The 16,767-nt window shown below is 66.2% G+C and carries 11 protein-coding genes and 1 pseudogene; 3 read left to right on the top strand and 9 right to left on the bottom strand.

Annotated elements, in window-relative coordinates; translation table 11 throughout:
* Positions 1-177 precede the first annotated feature (177 nt).
* From LRK53_RS08135 to LRK53_RS08120, 4 genes are all read right to left on the bottom strand, one after another.
* The gene (locus LRK53_RS08135) at positions 178-2,010 is read right to left on the bottom strand and encodes a 2Fe-2S iron-sulfur cluster-binding protein (RefSeq protein WP_235642618.1); all 1,833 of its coding nucleotides are present in this window, start codon (positions 2,008-2,010) and stop codon (positions 178-180) included.
* Positions 2,007-2,726 carry a PepSY domain-containing protein gene (locus LRK53_RS08130; RefSeq protein WP_221174191.1) on the bottom strand — a complete coding sequence of 240 codons (720 nt, stop codon included), beginning with the start codon at positions 2,724-2,726 and terminating at the stop codon, positions 2,007-2,009. Before LRK53_RS08130 ends, LRK53_RS08135 begins: the two co-directional genes overlap by 4 nt.
* 59 nt (positions 2,727-2,785) lie before the next feature.
* Positions 2,786-5,494: a TonB-dependent receptor domain-containing protein gene (locus LRK53_RS08125; protein WP_235642617.1), complete on the bottom strand. Its 2,709-nt coding sequence runs from the start codon at positions 5,492-5,494 to the stop codon at positions 2,786-2,788.
* A gap of 127 nt (positions 5,495-5,621) precedes the next feature.
* Complete coding sequence (locus LRK53_RS08120) at positions 5,622-5,984, bottom strand: CopL family metal-binding regulatory protein (RefSeq protein WP_235642616.1); 363 nt, start codon at positions 5,982-5,984, stop codon at positions 5,622-5,624.
* Between the two features lie 142 nt (positions 5,985-6,126).
* Between LRK53_RS08120 and hutC the strand changes: the two genes are divergently transcribed.
* The 3 genes from hutC to hutH are packed head-to-tail and all read left to right on the top strand — an operon-like array spanning position 6,127 to position 10,092.
* A complete protein-coding gene (gene hutC / locus LRK53_RS08115; protein ID WP_027492390.1) occupies positions 6,127-6,852 on the top strand; it encodes a histidine utilization transcriptional repressor HutC in 726 nt (241 codons plus the stop codon).
* An 11-nt stretch (positions 6,853-6,863) separates the two neighbouring features.
* Complete coding sequence (hutU, locus tag LRK53_RS08110; protein ID WP_027492389.1) at positions 6,864-8,555, top strand: urocanate hydratase; 1,692 nt, start codon at positions 6,864-6,866, stop codon at positions 8,553-8,555.
* Positions 8,556-8,562: 7 nt separating this feature from the next.
* Positions 8,563-10,092, top strand: a complete 1,530-nt coding sequence (gene hutH, locus LRK53_RS08105; protein WP_051257545.1) for a histidine ammonia-lyase — start codon at positions 8,563-8,565, stop codon at positions 10,090-10,092.
* Between the two features lie 193 nt (positions 10,093-10,285).
* On the opposite strand, the pseudogene LRK53_RS08100 reads toward hutH, so the two are convergent.
* The 5 genes and pseudogenes from LRK53_RS08100 to LRK53_RS08080 all read right to left on the bottom strand — a co-directional run.
* A pseudogene (locus LRK53_RS08100) lies at positions 10,286-10,504 on the bottom strand (MBL fold metallo-hydrolase); the annotation flags it as partial.
* Positions 10,505-10,628: 124 nt separating this feature from the next.
* Complete coding sequence (locus LRK53_RS08095) at positions 10,629-10,970, bottom strand: copper-binding protein (protein ID WP_027492388.1); 342 nt, start codon at positions 10,968-10,970, stop codon at positions 10,629-10,631.
* Positions 10,971-11,008: 38 nt separating this feature from the next.
* Positions 11,009-14,146, bottom strand: coding sequence for an efflux RND transporter permease subunit (locus tag LRK53_RS08090; protein ID WP_027492387.1), 3,138 nt, complete (start codon positions 14,144-14,146; stop codon positions 11,009-11,011).
* Positions 14,143-15,462, bottom strand: a complete 1,320-nt coding sequence (locus LRK53_RS08085) for an efflux RND transporter periplasmic adaptor subunit (protein WP_027492386.1) — start codon at positions 15,460-15,462, stop codon at positions 14,143-14,145. The genes LRK53_RS08090 and LRK53_RS08085 overlap by 4 nt, the downstream gene beginning before the upstream one ends.
* Entirely contained in the window at positions 15,459-16,730 is a 1,272-nt protein-coding gene (locus LRK53_RS08080) for a TolC family protein (RefSeq protein WP_027492385.1), read from the bottom strand. Before LRK53_RS08080 ends, LRK53_RS08085 begins: the two co-directional genes overlap by 4 nt.
* Positions 16,731-16,767: the final 37 nt, after the last annotated feature.

Raw genomic sequence — 16,767 nt, 5'->3', positions numbered from 1 at the left:
GGCGATGCGACGCACCACATGCCGTTCACCCGCCGCGACGATCAGCCGCGGCACCAGCAACGGAGGCGCCGCTGCTGTCGCCGGCATCGGTGCCCGGTGCGATTCCAGGTCGGAAACCGATGACGGCGTCAACCAACGGGCAGCGTGCCTGCTTCGCTCCACGGAACCAGCCATGCGTCATATCTTGAAGTCGTCGAAGGCTATGCGCTCGTCATCGACACCCAGGCTTCGCAGCAGCTTGATGGTGGCCGACAACATGCCTGGAGGGCCGCACAGGTAAAACTCGCAGGACTGCAAGTCAGGATGATCGCGCAGCAAACCCTGGTGGGTGGCCTCGTGTACCAGACCTTCGATCGACATGGCGCCATGTCCGGCCGTTTCCGACAACACGAGATGCCAGGTGAAGTTGGAATGACGCGATGCCAGTTCGGCCATCTCGTCGATGTAGGGCGCCTCCCCGCGATGACGGGCTCCATACCAGAAATGGATTCGCTCTTGCCCGCCCTGGTCGAGCCGGGAGTGGATCATCGCCCGCAATGGAGCCATGCCTGCACCGCCGCCGATAAAGATCTTTTCGCGATCGCCCGGACGCAGGGCGAAGTCGCCGAACGGCCCGCTGAAGCGGATCGCGTCGCCCGGCTTGAGCGAATACAGGTAGGCCGAACCCTTGCCCACGAACCGGTGTTTGCTGCCCGGGCTTCCCACGCTGAAACGGGCCAGCAAGGTGAGATGCCACCCGGCCTTCTCCACCGGCAGCGACAGCGAATACGAACGCCGGACCGGCTCCTTGCTGACCAGCACCGGCGGCAGGTTCAGCGCGCCCCATTCGTCACGATGTTCTTCCGGGTGTGAAATATGCTGGCGCGGCAGCGCGTAGTCGGGAACGTGAACCTGGAGATACGAACCCGGCTGAAACCCCCGCCTGATGGGCGACGACGGCAAGAGCCTTATCTCGCGCAGGAACGGAGTCACCGCGGTGATGCTCTCGACGATCGCCGTCTGCTCGTTCCACAGCTCGGCACCACCGGGCACCTCCAGCTCGAGATCGGCGTGCACCGGAACGTTGCAGGCCAATCGATAACCCAGCTTCAGGCTGCTGGCGCTGAGATGCTCGCGATCGGAACTCGTCGAGGGTGGCGCGTTGCCACGCAAACGGACCGCGCACAACCCGCAGCTCTGCCCGCCACCGCAATTGGACGGCAGGTGCAGGCCGCTTCGCCCCAGCGCCAGAAACACGCTGTCGCCTTCGCGCGAATCCACCAGGCAGAGCTTCGTCCCGTCCGGCGCGTAGACCGCCAGGCTCCGTTTCCGGCGCCAGCGAAGCGGGACGAATTCACTCAGGCGGAAACTTGCAACGAGCAGCCACAGTCCCGACAGCGCCATCCATAGTCCCCCCGAAGCCGCCAGGACCACCAATGGATTGTTGAAGTTCTGCTGCCCCGTGTAATCCATGAAGTGCAGCATCATGACCGTATCGAACAGCCGCCAGGTCGCGTTGCGGCGCTCGAGGATATGGCCATCGCGGGCCGACAGGTAGATCGTCGTATCGGCGCTGTCGCCGAACGCCACGCGCCAGACCGGGCCCTGGTAACCGCGGGTCTCGAAATTGGCCTTCGGCAGGAACTCCGGTGCCTCCGGTCGACCGTCGCCGACATAGTCGCGGGCGGCGATGATCGCCGCGATCGTGGCATCCACGGTCACGCTGTGCCCGGTGTGCGCGTCCACCAGCCACGCCTCGGCCTTTTCGGCAAGCCGGTAGACCGGGCGATCCGCCAGCCACATGGTTTCCAGCGTCTGTACCGAACGCCCTGCATCCGCCAACACGCGTTGCGGTGCAAGCATGCCGGTGGGCCAATCCGGTATTTCACGCGCCTGGGCGCGATGGGTCCGGCCTTCGACGGCGTCATGATCGAGCAGGCTCATGATCAGGCCGCTTCCCGTCCAGACCACGAATTGCGCCGCGACGATCAGGCCGATCCATTTATGCAGTTTGCGGATCCACGGCTTCATGTCGTCGCCTTCCTCTTGCGGAAACTGTGCACCAGCAGCCAGATCCCGCTGAGCGCAAAAAGCAGTCCGATGGAAGCCGCTACCCGCATCAGACCGTTGTTCACGTTCGAACGCGTCTCGTAGTCCATGATGTGGAACATCCAGAGAAAATCGTACAGGCGCCAGAAGTCGTGCCGCCGCGCCAGCAATTCGCCCGTCGTCGCGGACAGGTACAGCGTCGTGTGGCCGCGATCCGAGAAATTGGCTTGCCACATGGGTACCGGCCGCTTGGCCACCTCGCTCGGCACCTTCTCCAGCAGATGCACGGATTGAATGGCGCCATCGCCGCGGTAGAGCGACGAGGCCAACTGTCGCACCTGCTGCTCGCCCAGCGCGGGCAACTCGGCGCCGGTCGAGGCATCGACCAGGACGGTTTTCCCGCCCTGGCGCAGCTCGTATACCGCCTGCCCCATCAACTGCTTGAGCTTGAAACCCGTCGAGTGCGGATAACGCTCGCTCAACGTGCCGGCGTCGACCTGCACGGCCGGCTCGCGAAGCGGCTCGGCCGCGACGTGCGCCAGGTGGTCGCCATGGATGAGGTCGATCGAGATGGCGGTCATGTAAAGACCGCTCAGCGTCCAGAGGAGTGCCTGCACGCCCACGATCAGGGCGATCCAGCGATGGGCGCGCCGCGCCCAAAATGCGAGTTTCATCGAAAATATCCTGCTGACGGACAACCCGGGGGCGCATGACCGGATAGCTGCCGGCGCCATCGCGCCGGCAGCTTCCGACGAAGTCACCAGCGGTAGGTGAGCTTCGCGTTCCAGCGCCGACCGAGCAGGTCGTAGGTCATGGTGTCGGTGTTCGCGTCGGTATAGCTCTGGATGAATGGCGCCTGCTTGTCCCAGAGATTGTCGACGCCGAAAGCAACGTCGAGGAACGTGTTCACCACGTACTTCAGCTGCACGTTGTGATAGGTCAAGCCCGGTGCGTGGTCGCCGATATCGCCGCGCGAGGCGTTGATGTCGTCGGCGGCGCCGATGTACTGCACGCTGTAGGAGCCAGACCACGGCCCGCGCACCATCGTCAGCGAAGTGAACGAACGCCAGTGCGCGTAGCTGCCGCGACCGCCGGTGATCTTCCCCGCATAGTGGATGTCGTCCGCACCCAGGAACGGTTTCACGTCGTAGTTCTTCAGGTACGAGACGTCCGCGCTGAGGGACGCCTTCCAGCCGGCCAGATCGAACTGGTAGACCGCCCCCAGGTCGACGCCCGAGAGCCTTTCACTCGCGGCATTGACCGGCTGGGCCGAAAGGAAATCAATCTCGCCAGTCTGCCGATTGCGGGTGAAGTTCGACGCTGAGCAGAACGGATGCGAAAAACCGGGCGTGTTGTAGCACACCGCAAGCTTGGTCGAACCGGCGATACGCTGGATCGCGTTGTCGATCTTGATCTTGTAGTAGTCCAGCGTGACCGTCAGGTCGTTCACGAAGTTTGGCGTCCACACCACTCCCGCCGTCATCGTCTTTGCGGCCTCGGGCTGCAGTTTCGGGTTGCCGCCAACGGTCGTCAGTACCGTGTTCCCCAGCTGGGTATAGCCGGCCGGCACGCCGGAAGCGCGGCAGTTCTGCGCAACCACCGACGACGCCGGCAGCTTGCTCCAGCCGTTGCAGGGATCGGTCGTGGTCAGATTGCCCTCCGACACTCCGCCGAAGAGCTCGGGCACATTGGGAATGCGGAAAGCGGTGGCGTAGTTCGCGCGCAGCTTGAGCGACGGCACCATCTGCCAGTCCAGGCCGACCTTGTAGTTGCTGTCGTTGCCGAACAGGTCGTAGCTGGAATACCGCGCTGCCGCGCTGAGGTTCAGCGACTGCGCGAGGAACTTGTCCTGCAACAGGGGAACTGCGACTTCGGCGAAGGCTTCCTTGGCCGTGTATTCGCCCGCTATCGGATCCTGCTTGTTGGTGTTGGCGATGCCCAGCACCGTGAGCTGGTCCGGGTCGCGCCAGCCGCGTTCCTTGCGAATCTCCACGCCGGTTGCCACGCCGACGACGCCGGCCGGCAGTTCGAACAGCTCACCGCTGAGGTTCGCCGTGAAACTCTTCTGGTCGTTGCCGCCGTTGTCGCGGCTCTTGAAAAGGATGTAGTCGAGCACCCTGGGAGTCAGGTTGCCGTAACCGAGGTAGTTGCCGCAGGGAATGGCTGCACCTGCCGCATTGCTGCAGATGCTCGTGTTCAACGTCTGGTCGACGCGATCCAGATTGGCGATGTTGGTGGAACCATCGATGCCGGTGCTGCGCCCCCAGTTCACCGCCGCCGACCAATCCCAGCGGGTACCGATCCGGCCCTCCAGCCCCACTACCGCGCGGAAACTGTCGACTTCCTGATAGAAGTTGCGGGGACCCGCTTCCTGCAACCTTCTGCGCTGCAGCAAGAGGCTCTGACCCGTCGGGTTGGTCGGGTGATCAGCCGCGATACGGATCGGGCGGTATATGCCTATCGCGCCTGGCGTGGCGAGCTGGTCCGAACGCCGGTTCGTGTACATCAATTCGGTAAAGACACGAACCTCCTCCGTCAACGCCAAATTGCCGAACGAACTGAGGCTCAAACGCTTGATCGGATTGACCGCATTGAGATACGGATTGGAATTGTAGTTGTCGCGCGCCGGTGAGTAGGTGTGATAGCCATTCGCCGGGCCGTTGGGGTCCTGATTGAAATTGACTCTCCGGCCATCGGCCAGAACGGCCCGGCCGCCGATCGTCGAGGAGCTGCCGACGCACACGAGCTTTCCGCCGACTTCGCCGAACGAGCACGGCGCGCGATCCGCCATGTTGACCTCTCCGGTTTCGGCGTAGTTGATCGCCGCCATCAACGAGCCCCGGTCAGAGCTCATCCCCCAGGCCAGATCGACCGCCTTCTCGTCGCCGTCCTGCTGGAAGGTCCGGCCGTAGCGAACCGAGGCCTCGACGCCGTTGAACTTCTTCTTGGTGATGATGTTGACCACGCCGGCCACCGCATCGGCACCGTAGATCGCCGACGCACCATCCTTCAGCATCTCGATGCGGTCGATCAGCGCCACGGGAATGACGTTCAGGTCAGCGGAGCTGTTGGCTCCGGTGCCTCCGTTGACGATACGCCGGCCGTTGAGCAGAACGAGCGTCCGGTTGATGCCGAGGCCACGCAGGTTCACCTGCGCGGTGCCGTAGCCATTGTCGGCCCAATAGGCATTGGTCTGGTTGCCGGCAAAACCGGCCGAGGCCGGCAGCCGCTGGAGCAGATTTTCCACCGACACCACGCCGGAACGCGCGATCTCGTCGGCATCGATGACGGTTACCGGGCCGACGCCGGAGATCTCGGCTCCCTTGATGTGGCTGCCAGTCACTGCGACCGCCTCAAGGTTGGTGGCCGGCGGCGCGGCGGTGGACTGGGCAAAGGTGGTGCTGGCAAAACCGGCGGACAACAGCGCGCCGATAGCCAGCGCAAGGTGATTGCGCTCGTAGAACATGGAAAACTCCCCCCAACTCGGTCTGGGATGATCTGATCGGTGAATGCCTGCGACGCTGCCAGCGCGACTGCGCGGCAGAAAATTGCTCAAGGCAAAACATGCCGCCACAGAGGGCGGGCCGACGAGATCAACCGATGGGAGGTCGGAAGACGGAGGAGATGGCGGTGCGAACCGTGTGCATGACCGCCATCACGGAGGGATGCGTATCGAGAACATGCTGGGCGGCAAACACTACCGCCTGGTCGACGGATGCGGCCGGCGATACGCACATGCAGGCGCACCCCGGGGTACAGTCACAATCCGCATCCCCCTTGCGTTCGTGCACCGAGTCGGCATTGTCGTCACAACCATACGCGATCGAACGGATACCGGCCTGGCCGCGCTGGGCCTGCACCCCGGCCATCTCGGCCGAGCGCCACTGCGCCACACTGGCATCGAGGCAGAAAGCCGCAACCAGAAGGCACCGCAACAGTAGGACGCAGGTGGGCATGGCGTGGCGCTGCCGACTCGTAAAGTTGTCTATACCATCTAGTACCACGTCCAAAATCGGGCTGTCAATCATGCACCGCAGCGCGGTACCCGGTGCGCGACGACGTCTTCCACAAGTTGTATAGACATGCAATGCTCTGGCGATGAACGGACGCCAGCCGCAGTACCTCAAACTCAAGCGCCATATCCTCCGCCACATCACCAACGGCGACTGGCCGCCATTGAGCAAGGTACCCAGCGAAAACGAGCTGGCCTCCCGCTTTGGCATCTCCCGCATGACCGTCAACCGCGCCATGCGCGAGCTGACCGATGCCGGCATGCTCACCCGCACGCAGGGTGCGGGAACGTTCGTTGCGGAGCGCAAGGCCGAGTCGGCGATGTTCGAAGTGCGCAGCATCCGGAATGAAATCGTCTCCCGCGGGCAGGCGCATACCGTGGAGATATTGACCCGCGAACTTGTTTCCGCGCGCCCCGTCACGGCGCGCCAGTTCGCCCTGCCTGCCGGAACCAAGCTCTACCATTCGCGCCTGCTGCACCGGGCCGACGGCGAACCACTGCAGCTGGAAGACCGCTTCGTGAATCCGGTCTGCGCGCCGGACTATCTGGAGATCGATTTCTACAAGGAAATTCCGCATCAGTACCTGATGCGCACGGCGCCCTTGCAGCGAATCGAGCATGTCATCGAGGCCGAGGCCGCAAGCAAACGGCTGGCACGCCTGCTCGATGTCGAGCCGGGAAGCCCATTGCTGACGCTGACACGCCGCACCTGGTCGCGCGACCAGATCGCCAGCTACGTCCGCCTCAGCTATCCCGCCGGCAAGTTCCGCTTCGTCGGCGATTTCAATGTCGGCGATTTCAAAACTCCCTGATGGAAACACCCATGGATACGCTTGCCATGCCCAAGGCGGGCCCGCGCACGGTGCGGGCGCCGCGCGGTACCGCACTGACCTGCAAGAACTGGCTGGCTGAAGCCGCCTACCGGATGCTGCAGAACAATCTCGATCCGGATGTGGCCGAGCGGCCGGAAGATCTCGTGGTTTACGGCGGGATCGGCCGCGCCGCCAGAGACTGGCGCTGCTTCGACCTCATTCTCGAATCGCTGCGCACGCTGGAGGACGACCAGACGCTGCTGGTGCAATCCGGCAAGCCGGTGGGCGTCTTTCGCACCCACGCCGATGCTCCGCGGGTGCTCCTCGCCAACTCGAACCTGGTACCGCACTGGGCTACCTGGGATCACTTCAACGAGCTCGATCGCAAAGGATTGATGATGTACGGCCAGATGACGGCCGGTTCCTGGATCTACATCGGCTCGCAAGGCATCGTGCAGGGCACCTACGAAACCTTCGTCGAGCTTGGGCGCCAACACTACGCCGGCGACTGGTCGGGCAAGTGGATACTTACGGCCGGCCTGGGCGGCATGGGAGGCGCACAACCGCTCGCCGCCGTGCTGGCCGGCGCCAGCTGCATCGTCATCGAATGCCAGGAGTCGCGCATCGACTTCCGCCTGCGCACACGCTACCTCGACCGCAAGGCGCACAGCATCGAGGAAGCCCTGACGATCGTCGGGAATGCGGCCACGCCTGTCTCGGTCGGTCTGCTCGGCAACGCCGCCGATCTCATGCCCCGCTTCGCCGAACTTGCGCGCACCGGCGCGGCGCGCCCCGGCGCCGTGACCGACCAGACCTCGGCGCACGACCTGATCAACGGTTACCTGCCGGCCGGCTGGACGCTTGCGCAATGGGAGGCGGCCCGCCGCGGCGCCCCGTCGCAGCAGGACGCGCTGACCCAGGCCGCTGCCGCCAGTTGCGCAACGCACGTCAACGCGATGCTGGCCTTCCACCGCATGGGAGTACCGACGATCGACTATGGCAACAACATCCGCCAGGTCGCCTTCGACCAGGGCGTGCAGGACGCGTTTGCCTTCCCCGGTTTCGTGCCGGCCTGCATCCGTCCGCTGTTCTGCCAGGGCAAGGGGCCGTTCCGCTGGGTCGCGCTGTCCGGCGATCCGGAAGACATCTATCGCACCGATGCGAAGATCAAGGAACTCTTTCCGGAAGACGCACGCCTGCACGACTGGCTGGACCAGGCCCGGGAGCGCATCGCTTTCCAGGGCTTGCCGGCGCGCATCTGCTGGCTCGGCCTGGGTCAGCGCCATCGCGCGGCCGTGGCCTTCAACGAGATGGTGCGCACCGGAGAGCTGACCGCGCCCATCGTCATCGGCCGCGACCACCTCGACTGCGGTTCGGTCGCCAGCCCCAATCGCGAAACCGAGGCCATGCGCGACGGATCCGACGCCGTTTCCGATTGGCCGCTGCTCAACGCATTGCTGGCCGCATCCGGCGGCGCCACCTGGGTCAGCCTCCACCACGGCGGCGGCGTCGGCATGGGCTTCTCGCAGCACTCGGGCGTCGTGATCGTCTGCGATGGCACGGACGCGGCAGCCAGGCGCCTCGAACGCGTGCTGTGGAACGACCCGGCGACCGGCGTCATGCGCCATGCCGACGCCGGCTATGCAACGGCGTTGCAGTGTGCGCGCGAACACGGCCTGAACCTGCCCGCCATAACCGGATGACCATCCCATGCTAATGCTTACTCCCAGCCGGTTGACGCTGGCCCAGCTGCGCGGCCTTGCCGCTTCGCATGCGCCGATCGAACTGGCGCCGGAATGCGAGGCGCCGGTGCGCGCCGCCGCCACCGCCGTGCAAACCGTGGTCGCCGCAGGTGCGCCCGTGTACGGCATCAATACCGGCTTCGGCAAGCTGGCCCACGTCCGGATCGTCGACGACCAGCTCGAACAGTTGCAGGCCAATCTCGTCCGCTCCCACGCCGCAGGGGTGGGCTGCCTGCTCGAAGACGCCACCGTCCAATTGATCCTGGTGCTCAAGATTGCCTCCCTGGCCCGCGGCTATTCGGGCGTGCGCTGGGAGGTGGTGCAGACGCTCGTTGCCTTGCACAACGCGCAGATCTACGCCTGCATCCCTGCGCAGGGCTCCGTCGGCGCCTCGGGCGACCTGGCCCCTCTGGCTCACCTGACCCTGGCCGCGATGGGCGAGGGCGACGTGCGCGTGAACGGCGTGCGGATACCCGCCGCGGATGCCCTGGCGCATGCCGGCATCGTGCCGATACGTCTGGCCGCCAAGGAAGGCCTGGCCCTGCTCAACGGCACCCAGGCCTCGACCGGCATCGCACTGATGGCGTTGTTTGCCGCCGAGCGGGCGTTTTCCGCCGCCGTCGTCGCCGGTTCGCTTTCGGTCGATGCGGCCGCTGGCTCGGATACCCCCTTCGACCCACGCATCCATGCCGTGCGCGGCCAGCCCGGCCAGATACGCGCCGCCGGGTTCTACCGGCAGTTGCTGGCGGGCAGCGCGATTCGCGAGTCGCACCGCCACGACGACGCGCGCGTCCAGGACCCCTACAGCCTGCGTTGCCAGCCCCAGGTCATGGGGGCATGCCTGGATCTGCTGAACCAGGCGGCCACCACGCTGCAGATCGAAGCCAATGCGGTTTCCGACAACCCGCTGGTCTTTCCGGACGACGGCGAAGTGCTGTCCGGCGGCAACTTCCACGCCGAACCGGTCGCGTTCGCGGCCGACCAGATCACCATCGCGATCGCCGAAGTCGGTGCGCTGGCCGAGCGCCGGATCGCGCTGCTGATCGACGCCACGCTGTCCGGCCTGCCCGCGTTTCTCGTCGACGAACCGGGCATCAACTCCGGTTTCATGATCGCCCACGTCACTGCCGCGTCCCTGGCCAGCGAGAACAAGACGCTCGTGCACCCGGCCAGCACCGATTCGATCCCCACCTCGGCCAATCAGGAGGATCACGTCAGCATGGCCACGTTCGCCGCACGCAAGGCCATCGACGTGGCGGTCAACGTCCGGCGCATCGTGGCGATCGAATTGCTGGCCGCCTGCCAGGGCCTCGACTTCCGGCGCCCGCTGCGCTCCTCCGAGCCGCTCGAAGCCGCGCATGCCATCGTGCGCCGGGTCGTGCCGCGCTACGCCAGGGACCGCTATTTCGCCGCAGACATCGCCCACGCCGACGACCTGATCGCCGCCGATGCCTTCGCGACGGTGTTCGGCCACGTCCTTGCCGAGCCTTCCACGTGATGGAGGGGTGGCGGGGCCGTGTCGATTCCACCGACGATCCAGCGGCATTGACCGGAGAACCGCTCCAGCTGGATGACCTCGGCGTGGATGGGAACTTCGCGACCGAACGTCCGCAGCGTCGACGTACCCCCGCCAGGGCCGCGCCCCGCGTGCCACCGGCCTGGTAGCCCACGAGCACGATGGCATTGCGATCATCGGGGCCGAACGCTTCGATGTGATGCAGCACGCTCCCGCCGGTCGTCATGCCGCTGGCCGAGATGATGATCATCGGCCCGCGCTGGCGATTGAGCGCCGTGGACTCCTCGACGCTGTTGACGAAGGTCGCCAGTTCGAACATGCGGCGGCAGTCTTCGTCCGATACGTGGTGTTCGTCGTGATGGCGGTGGCCAATGTGGGTCGCATCGATGGCCATCGGGCTGTAAGGTAGACCGGAACCCGCGGGATCTCGCCCCGCTCCCGCAGGCGCGCTATGCGAGCCGTGTTTTACGACGTGCGTGAGCGGACCATCCGTCCGCTCACGATGAATGCTTCAGCAACTACTTTTGCAGGGGCTTAATGGAAGTCACGGTGCTCGCCATGCCGGCCGGGTGCACGGTGAACTGCACTTCGTCGCCCACCTTGGCGGCCTTGAGCACATCCGGTGAGCCAGCCTTGAAAGCCATGGTCATGGCCGGCCAGCCGATCGAGGCGATAGCCAGATGCTGAAGGGTGACGGTGCCCTCGTTGGTATCAATGGCTTTCACGATGCCGACGCCTTGGGCTTCCGCCGGCTTGGCCTGGTGCTGCATGGCGGGCATGTTCGGATCCATCTGCAGCGCAAAGGCCGGTACAGCGACCAGTGCGCCGGTGAGCGCCAGGGCGAAAAGAGCTTTTTTCATTGCGTGGATTTCCTTCGGTTGGGTTGGAGACATGCGTTCTAGACGTTCCTGCGCAAGCGGCGCAGGACCAGCACCCGGAACGCCGCGGGAATGACCAGCATCGACAGCAGCGGCGCGGTGAGCATGCCGCCGATCATCGGCGCCGCGATACGCTGCATCACCTCCGAACCGGCGCCGTGGCCGAGCAGGATCGGAAACAGGCCGGCAAGAATCACCGCCACCGTCATCGCCTTCGGCCGCACACGCTGCACCGCGCCCTCGCGGATCGCCTCATCCAGCTCGGCCGGCCCCGAGTGCGGATCGGCCGCCAGCTGGCGGTCCCACGCGTGGCGCAGGTACAGCATCATCACCACGCCGAACTCGGCGGCGACGCCGGCCAGCGCGATGAAGCCGATCATCGTCGCGATCGACACCGCATGCCCGAGCAGCCAGATCAGCCACAGGCCGCCGACCAGCGCCAGCGGCACGCTGGCCATGATCAGCGCCGCCTCGCTCATCCGACGGAACACCGCGTAGATCAGCACGAAGACGATCAGCAGCACGACCGGCACCACCAGGGTCAGCCGTTGCATCGCCTGCTCCAGGTATTCGAACTGGCCCGACCACGCCACCGTGATGCCTGGCGGCAACTTGACATCGCGCGCCACCGCACGTTGCAGGTCCGCCACCACCGTGCCCAGGTCGCGGCCGGCGGTGTCGACGTAGAGGTAGCTCGCCAACTGGCCGTTCTCGCTCTTGAGCTGGGGCGGGCCGGCGACCACCTTGATGTCGGCCACTTGCGCCAGCGTCAGCTGCGCGCCGTTGGCGGCGACGATCGGCAATACCTTCAATGCAGCGAGTGAATCGCGCTCGGCCCGCGGGTAGCGCAGCACGATGGGATAGCGCTCGCGGCCTTCGACGGTTTGCCCGATCGAATCGCCGCCGACCACCGTCGCCACCAGCTGTTGCACCTGCTGCTGGGTCAGGCCGTAGCGCGCGGCATCGACGCGCCGAATGCGCACGTCGACATAGCGACCGCTGGCCGCCCGCTCGGCAATGGCCGAACCTACGCCAGGCACCTGCCGAGCCACCGTCTCGATGCGATCGGTCACCTCCTGCAATGTCGATGGATCGGGGCCGAGTACCTTGATGCCGATCGGGCTCTTGATGCCGGTGGCCAGCATGTCGATGCGGTTGCGCAGCGGCGGCACGAACAGATTGGTCAGGCCCGGTACCTGTACCGCCTTGTTCAGCTCCGCCTTGATCTTCGCCATCGTCATGCCCGGTCGCCATTGGTCCTTGGGCTTGAAGGTGATGGTGGTCTCGAACATCTCCAGCGGCGCCGGGTCGGTCGCCGTGTTGGCACGACCAGCCTTGCCGAACACGTGATCGACCTCGGGCACGGTCTTGATCATGCGGTCGGTGAGCTGCAGCAGTTGCGAGGCCTTGCCCGCGGACAATCCGGGTAGCGCGGTGGGCATGTACAGCAGTGTGCCTTCGTCCATCGCCGGCATGAACTCGCTGCCGAGCCGGCTGAGCGGCAGCAACGCAGTGAGCAGCAGCAGCCCGGCCAGCGCCAGGGTCGTCTTCGGATGGTGCAGCACCGCCTCCAGGATCGGCCGGTACAGCGCAATCAATCCGCGGTTGAGCGGGTTGGTGTGTTCCGGTCGGATGCGCCCGCGGATCAGGTAGCCCATCAGCACCGGCACCAGGGTCACCGCCAGCCCGGCCGCCGCCGCCATCGCGTAGGTCTTGGTGAACGCCAGCGGCTTGAACAGCTTGCCCTCCTGCCCCTGCAGCGCGAACACCGGGATGAACGACAGCGCGATGATCAGCAGGCTGATGAACAGCGCCGGCCCCACCTCCGCCGCCGCCTCGACCACCACCGACCAGCGCACCGCGCCCTGCGGTTCCCCGCCGTCGTGCGCGTCGCGCCAGTGCTCCAGGTGCTTGTGCGTGTTCTCGATCATCACCACCGCCGCATCGACCATCGCGCCGATCGCGATGGCGATGCCGCCGAGCGACATCAGGTTCGCCGACACGCCCTGCAGGTGCAGCGCGATGAACGCGGCCAGCACGCCCAGCGGCAGGCTGACCACCGCCACCAGCGCCGAACGCAGGTGGCCGAGGAACAGCACGCATACCAGCGCGACCACCAGGAACTCTTCCAGCAGCTTGCCCCACAGGTTTTCCACCGCCGCGTCGATAAGTTGTGAGCGGTCGTAGGTCGGCACGATCTCGACGCCGGCTGGCAGGCTGCGCTTGAGTTCGGTGAGCTTCGCCTTGACCGCCTCGATCGCGGCCTTCGCGTTCTTGCCCGAGCGCAGCACGGCGACGCCGCCGACCACTTCGCCCTGGCCATCCAGCTCGACGATGCCGCGCCGGAAGCTCGGCCCGCGCCGCACCGTGGCGACCTCGCGCAGCAGCACCGGCACACCGTTCGTGTTGGTGCTGATCGGCACGTTCTCGAAGTCTTCGCGGCTGCGCAGGTAGCCTTCGCTGCGCACCATCAGCTCCGCCTCGCCCTGCTCGACCACCGAGCCGCCGCCGGCGCCGTTGGCCGCGCGCACCGCGTCAGTCAGCTGCGCCACGGTGATGCCGCGCGCGGTCAGCGCTCGCGGGTCCGGCACGATCTGCCAGGCGCGTTCCATGCCACCGAGGCTGGCCACTTCGGCGATATCCGGCACGGTCTTCAGCTGATAGCGCAGGAACCAGTCCTGCAGCGCGCGCAGTTCGCCGAGGTCATGCTTGCCTGTGCGATCGACCAGCGCATATTCGTAGACCCAGCCCAGGCCCGTGGCGTCGGGGCCCAGCGACGGGTTGACCCCGACCGGCAATTGATCGCGCACCTGGCTCAGGTACTCCAGCACGCGCGAGCGGGCCCAGTACAGGTCGGTGCTGTCGTCGAACAGCACATAGACGTAGGAGTCGCCAAAGAACGAATACGCGCGCACCGTCTTGGCGCCGGGCACCGACAGCATGGTGGTGGCCAGCGGATAGGTGATCTGGTCCTCCACCACCTGCGGCGATTGCCCGGCCCAACTGGTGCGGATGATCACCTGGGTGTCGGACAGGTCCGGCAAGGCATCCAGCGGCGTGCGCGTCAGCGAGAACACGCCGGCCGCCGCCAGCGCCAACGCGGCCAGCAGTACGAACACGCGGTTGGCGATGGCGGCGCGGATGAGGGCGGCGATCATGGGTGGCCTCCCATCGGCATCGCGTGCCCCGCATGCGAGGTATGGGAGGTGGCCGGCTGGGAGGCGCTGGTGGCCGCTGCAGGAACCGTCCCGCCCTCACCCAGACGCTCCAGCGCACCAGACAGGCTGGCCTCCGAGTCGATCAGGAACTGGCCGGAGACAACAACCTTCTCGCCACCCTGCAGGCCGTCCAGGATTTCCGTGTAACCGTCAGCCGAACGGCCGGTGCGCACGGCGAGGGGGCGGAAACGGCCGTCCGCCTCCGCCACGATCACCCGCGTCTGCACGCCGGTCGCGATCAGCGCGTCGCTCGGCACCACCGCTACCGCCTCGCCGGCGACCGGGTTCAACTGCACGGTGACGAACATGCCCGGACTCAGCTGAGCGCGCGGGTTGGCCAGCACGATGCGCGCGCGCTGGGTGCGCGTGGCGTTGTCGAGGTCCGGCAGCAGCGTCTCCACGCTGCCCTGAAACACCTGTCCGGGCAGCGCATCGGCGCTCACCGTGACCGGCGTACCACTATGCACCGTGCCGGCGACCGCCTGCGGCAACGCCGCCTCGACCCAGACCGTCGCCAGGCTGTTCAACGTCATCAGCGTCTGCCCGGCACCGACCCGCTGGCCTTCTTGTACCTCCAGCGCGGTGACCATGCCTGTTTGCGGCGCATCCAGCGTGATCGCCGCGCCCGCGCCACGGCGTGCCGTGCGGATCTCCGCGGCGGTCAGGCCGAGCACCCGCAGGCGCTCGCGGGCGGCGACGCGCAAGGCCTTTGCGTCAGCCGATTGCGCGCCCTGCAGCGCGTCGTACTCGGCCAGCGCGCTGCCCCACTGCGGCGCCAGCAGTTCGGCCAGCGGCTCGCCTGCCGTCACCTGCGTATACGGCGCACGCACCCACAGCTTGTTGATCACCGCGTCGACGCGGGCGCTGACCGTGGTGGCTTCGCGCGGATTCCACGTGACGGTGCCTGGCACCCATACCGCAGTAGACAAGACACGGCGTTCGACCGGCGTAGTCCTGATGCCCAGATTCTGTACCGTACCTGGGTCGATGCGTACGCCACCAGCCTGCTCGCCGTCATCCGCGTACTTGGGCACCATTTCCATGCCCATGGGTGATTTGCCGGGCTTCGGGAAGTGCTGCGCCGGCTCCATTGGGTCGTACCAGTACAGGATCTCTTTGGCAGAGGCCGACGAGGAAACCGGTGTGCCCGCGGGGGCTGCTGTGCCGACATGTTGGCGGCGGCCGCCGAGGTAGCCTGCCAGGAGCAATAGCGCCGCGAAAAAAACGGCGGAAAAAATGATCAATGGACGCTTCATGGCGTCACCTCCGAAGGCAATAGATAGGCCAGCGATGCCCACAACCGTGCGCGTGAAGCGAGCGCGGCGGCATAGCTCAGGCGCAGTTCGATCTCGTCGCGACGGGCGTCCAACCAAGGTTGCAGCACGCCACCACCGCGATAACCGGCCAGCGCTGTTTGCGCGCGGTCACGCGCCAGCGGCAGCAGTGTTTGCTGATAGCGCGCGATCTGGCGATTCCAGCCCTCCCAGGTTGCCGCGGCGCGCGCGACAGCTTCCTGCTGGGCGCGCCGAGCATCTTCATGGTCAGCCTGGACGGCATCGCGCTGCGCTTGCCTCGCGCTGATGCCGCGATCCTGTCGGTTGCGGGTAAACAGCGGCAGGCTGACGCTGAACTGCACCGTGACCATGTCCGACATCCGTGGCGCACGCTTGCCATATTCGGCACTGACGCTCCAGTCCGGGTGCTTGGCTGCACGCGCCTGGTCAAGCGCGGCTTGCGCCACCCGTTCGCGCGCCTCCCACGCCTGCATCGGCGCCTGCTCGTCGATGGATCGCTGCAGGCTTTGCTCACTCACCGGCAACCGACCGAAGTCCGGCGCCTCGGCAAGTGGGCCAGTGATGGGGCCTACCCAGCGCTGCAGACTGGCCTGCGCCGCCGCGAGGTCCGCGTCAGTGGCCTCCAGGCGATTGTCGAGCAGGGAAGCCGCCGCACGCGCGGCCAGTGCATCGGACGCCCCGCCTTCGCCGCCATGCAATCGCGCCTGCGTGGTCTCTACCGCCAGCGTGCTCTCACCGCGCAATTCAACCAACAGCGAGCGCGCAAGTTCCGTTGCCCATACGTCGATCCACGCGTCGGCGACACGCTCCTGCACGGTCTGCGTGGTGGCCACGCGGTTCGCTGCTGCCGCGTCGATTTGTGCGTTGGCCAATCCGCGCTCGGCAACGCGAGCCGCGCGCGACGGAATAGCTTGCATCACGCCTACCGTGCGCATGGTCGCGCCGTCCGAGCGCAAGCTGAAGGCGCCCGGCGCGGTCACCGGATAACTGGCGACTCCGAAGCTCAGCGCCGGGTCCGGCAAGCGTCCGGCACGCGCTGCCTCCTCGTGCATGGCTGCGACATCAGCGGCACGTGCCTCAACTTGCGGGGCATGCGCCAGCCCGCGCTGGACAGCCGTTGCAAACGTCAGCGGCGGTTCGGCGGCGGCTGCCGCCGTGGCCACTGCTCCCCACAGGAGCGTGGCCAAACCCGGCGCCAGCAGGCGTCGGGCGAAATACATGGATAACATGGAAGGACACTCCCTCGATCTGGAATCTGCACCGTGC

Source organism: Rhodanobacter thiooxydans (assembly GCF_021545845.1).
GTDB lineage: Bacteria > Pseudomonadota > Gammaproteobacteria > Xanthomonadales > Rhodanobacteraceae > Rhodanobacter.
Note: the sequence above shows the minus strand (reverse complement) of the source record. Positions and strands in the feature narration are given on the sequence as shown.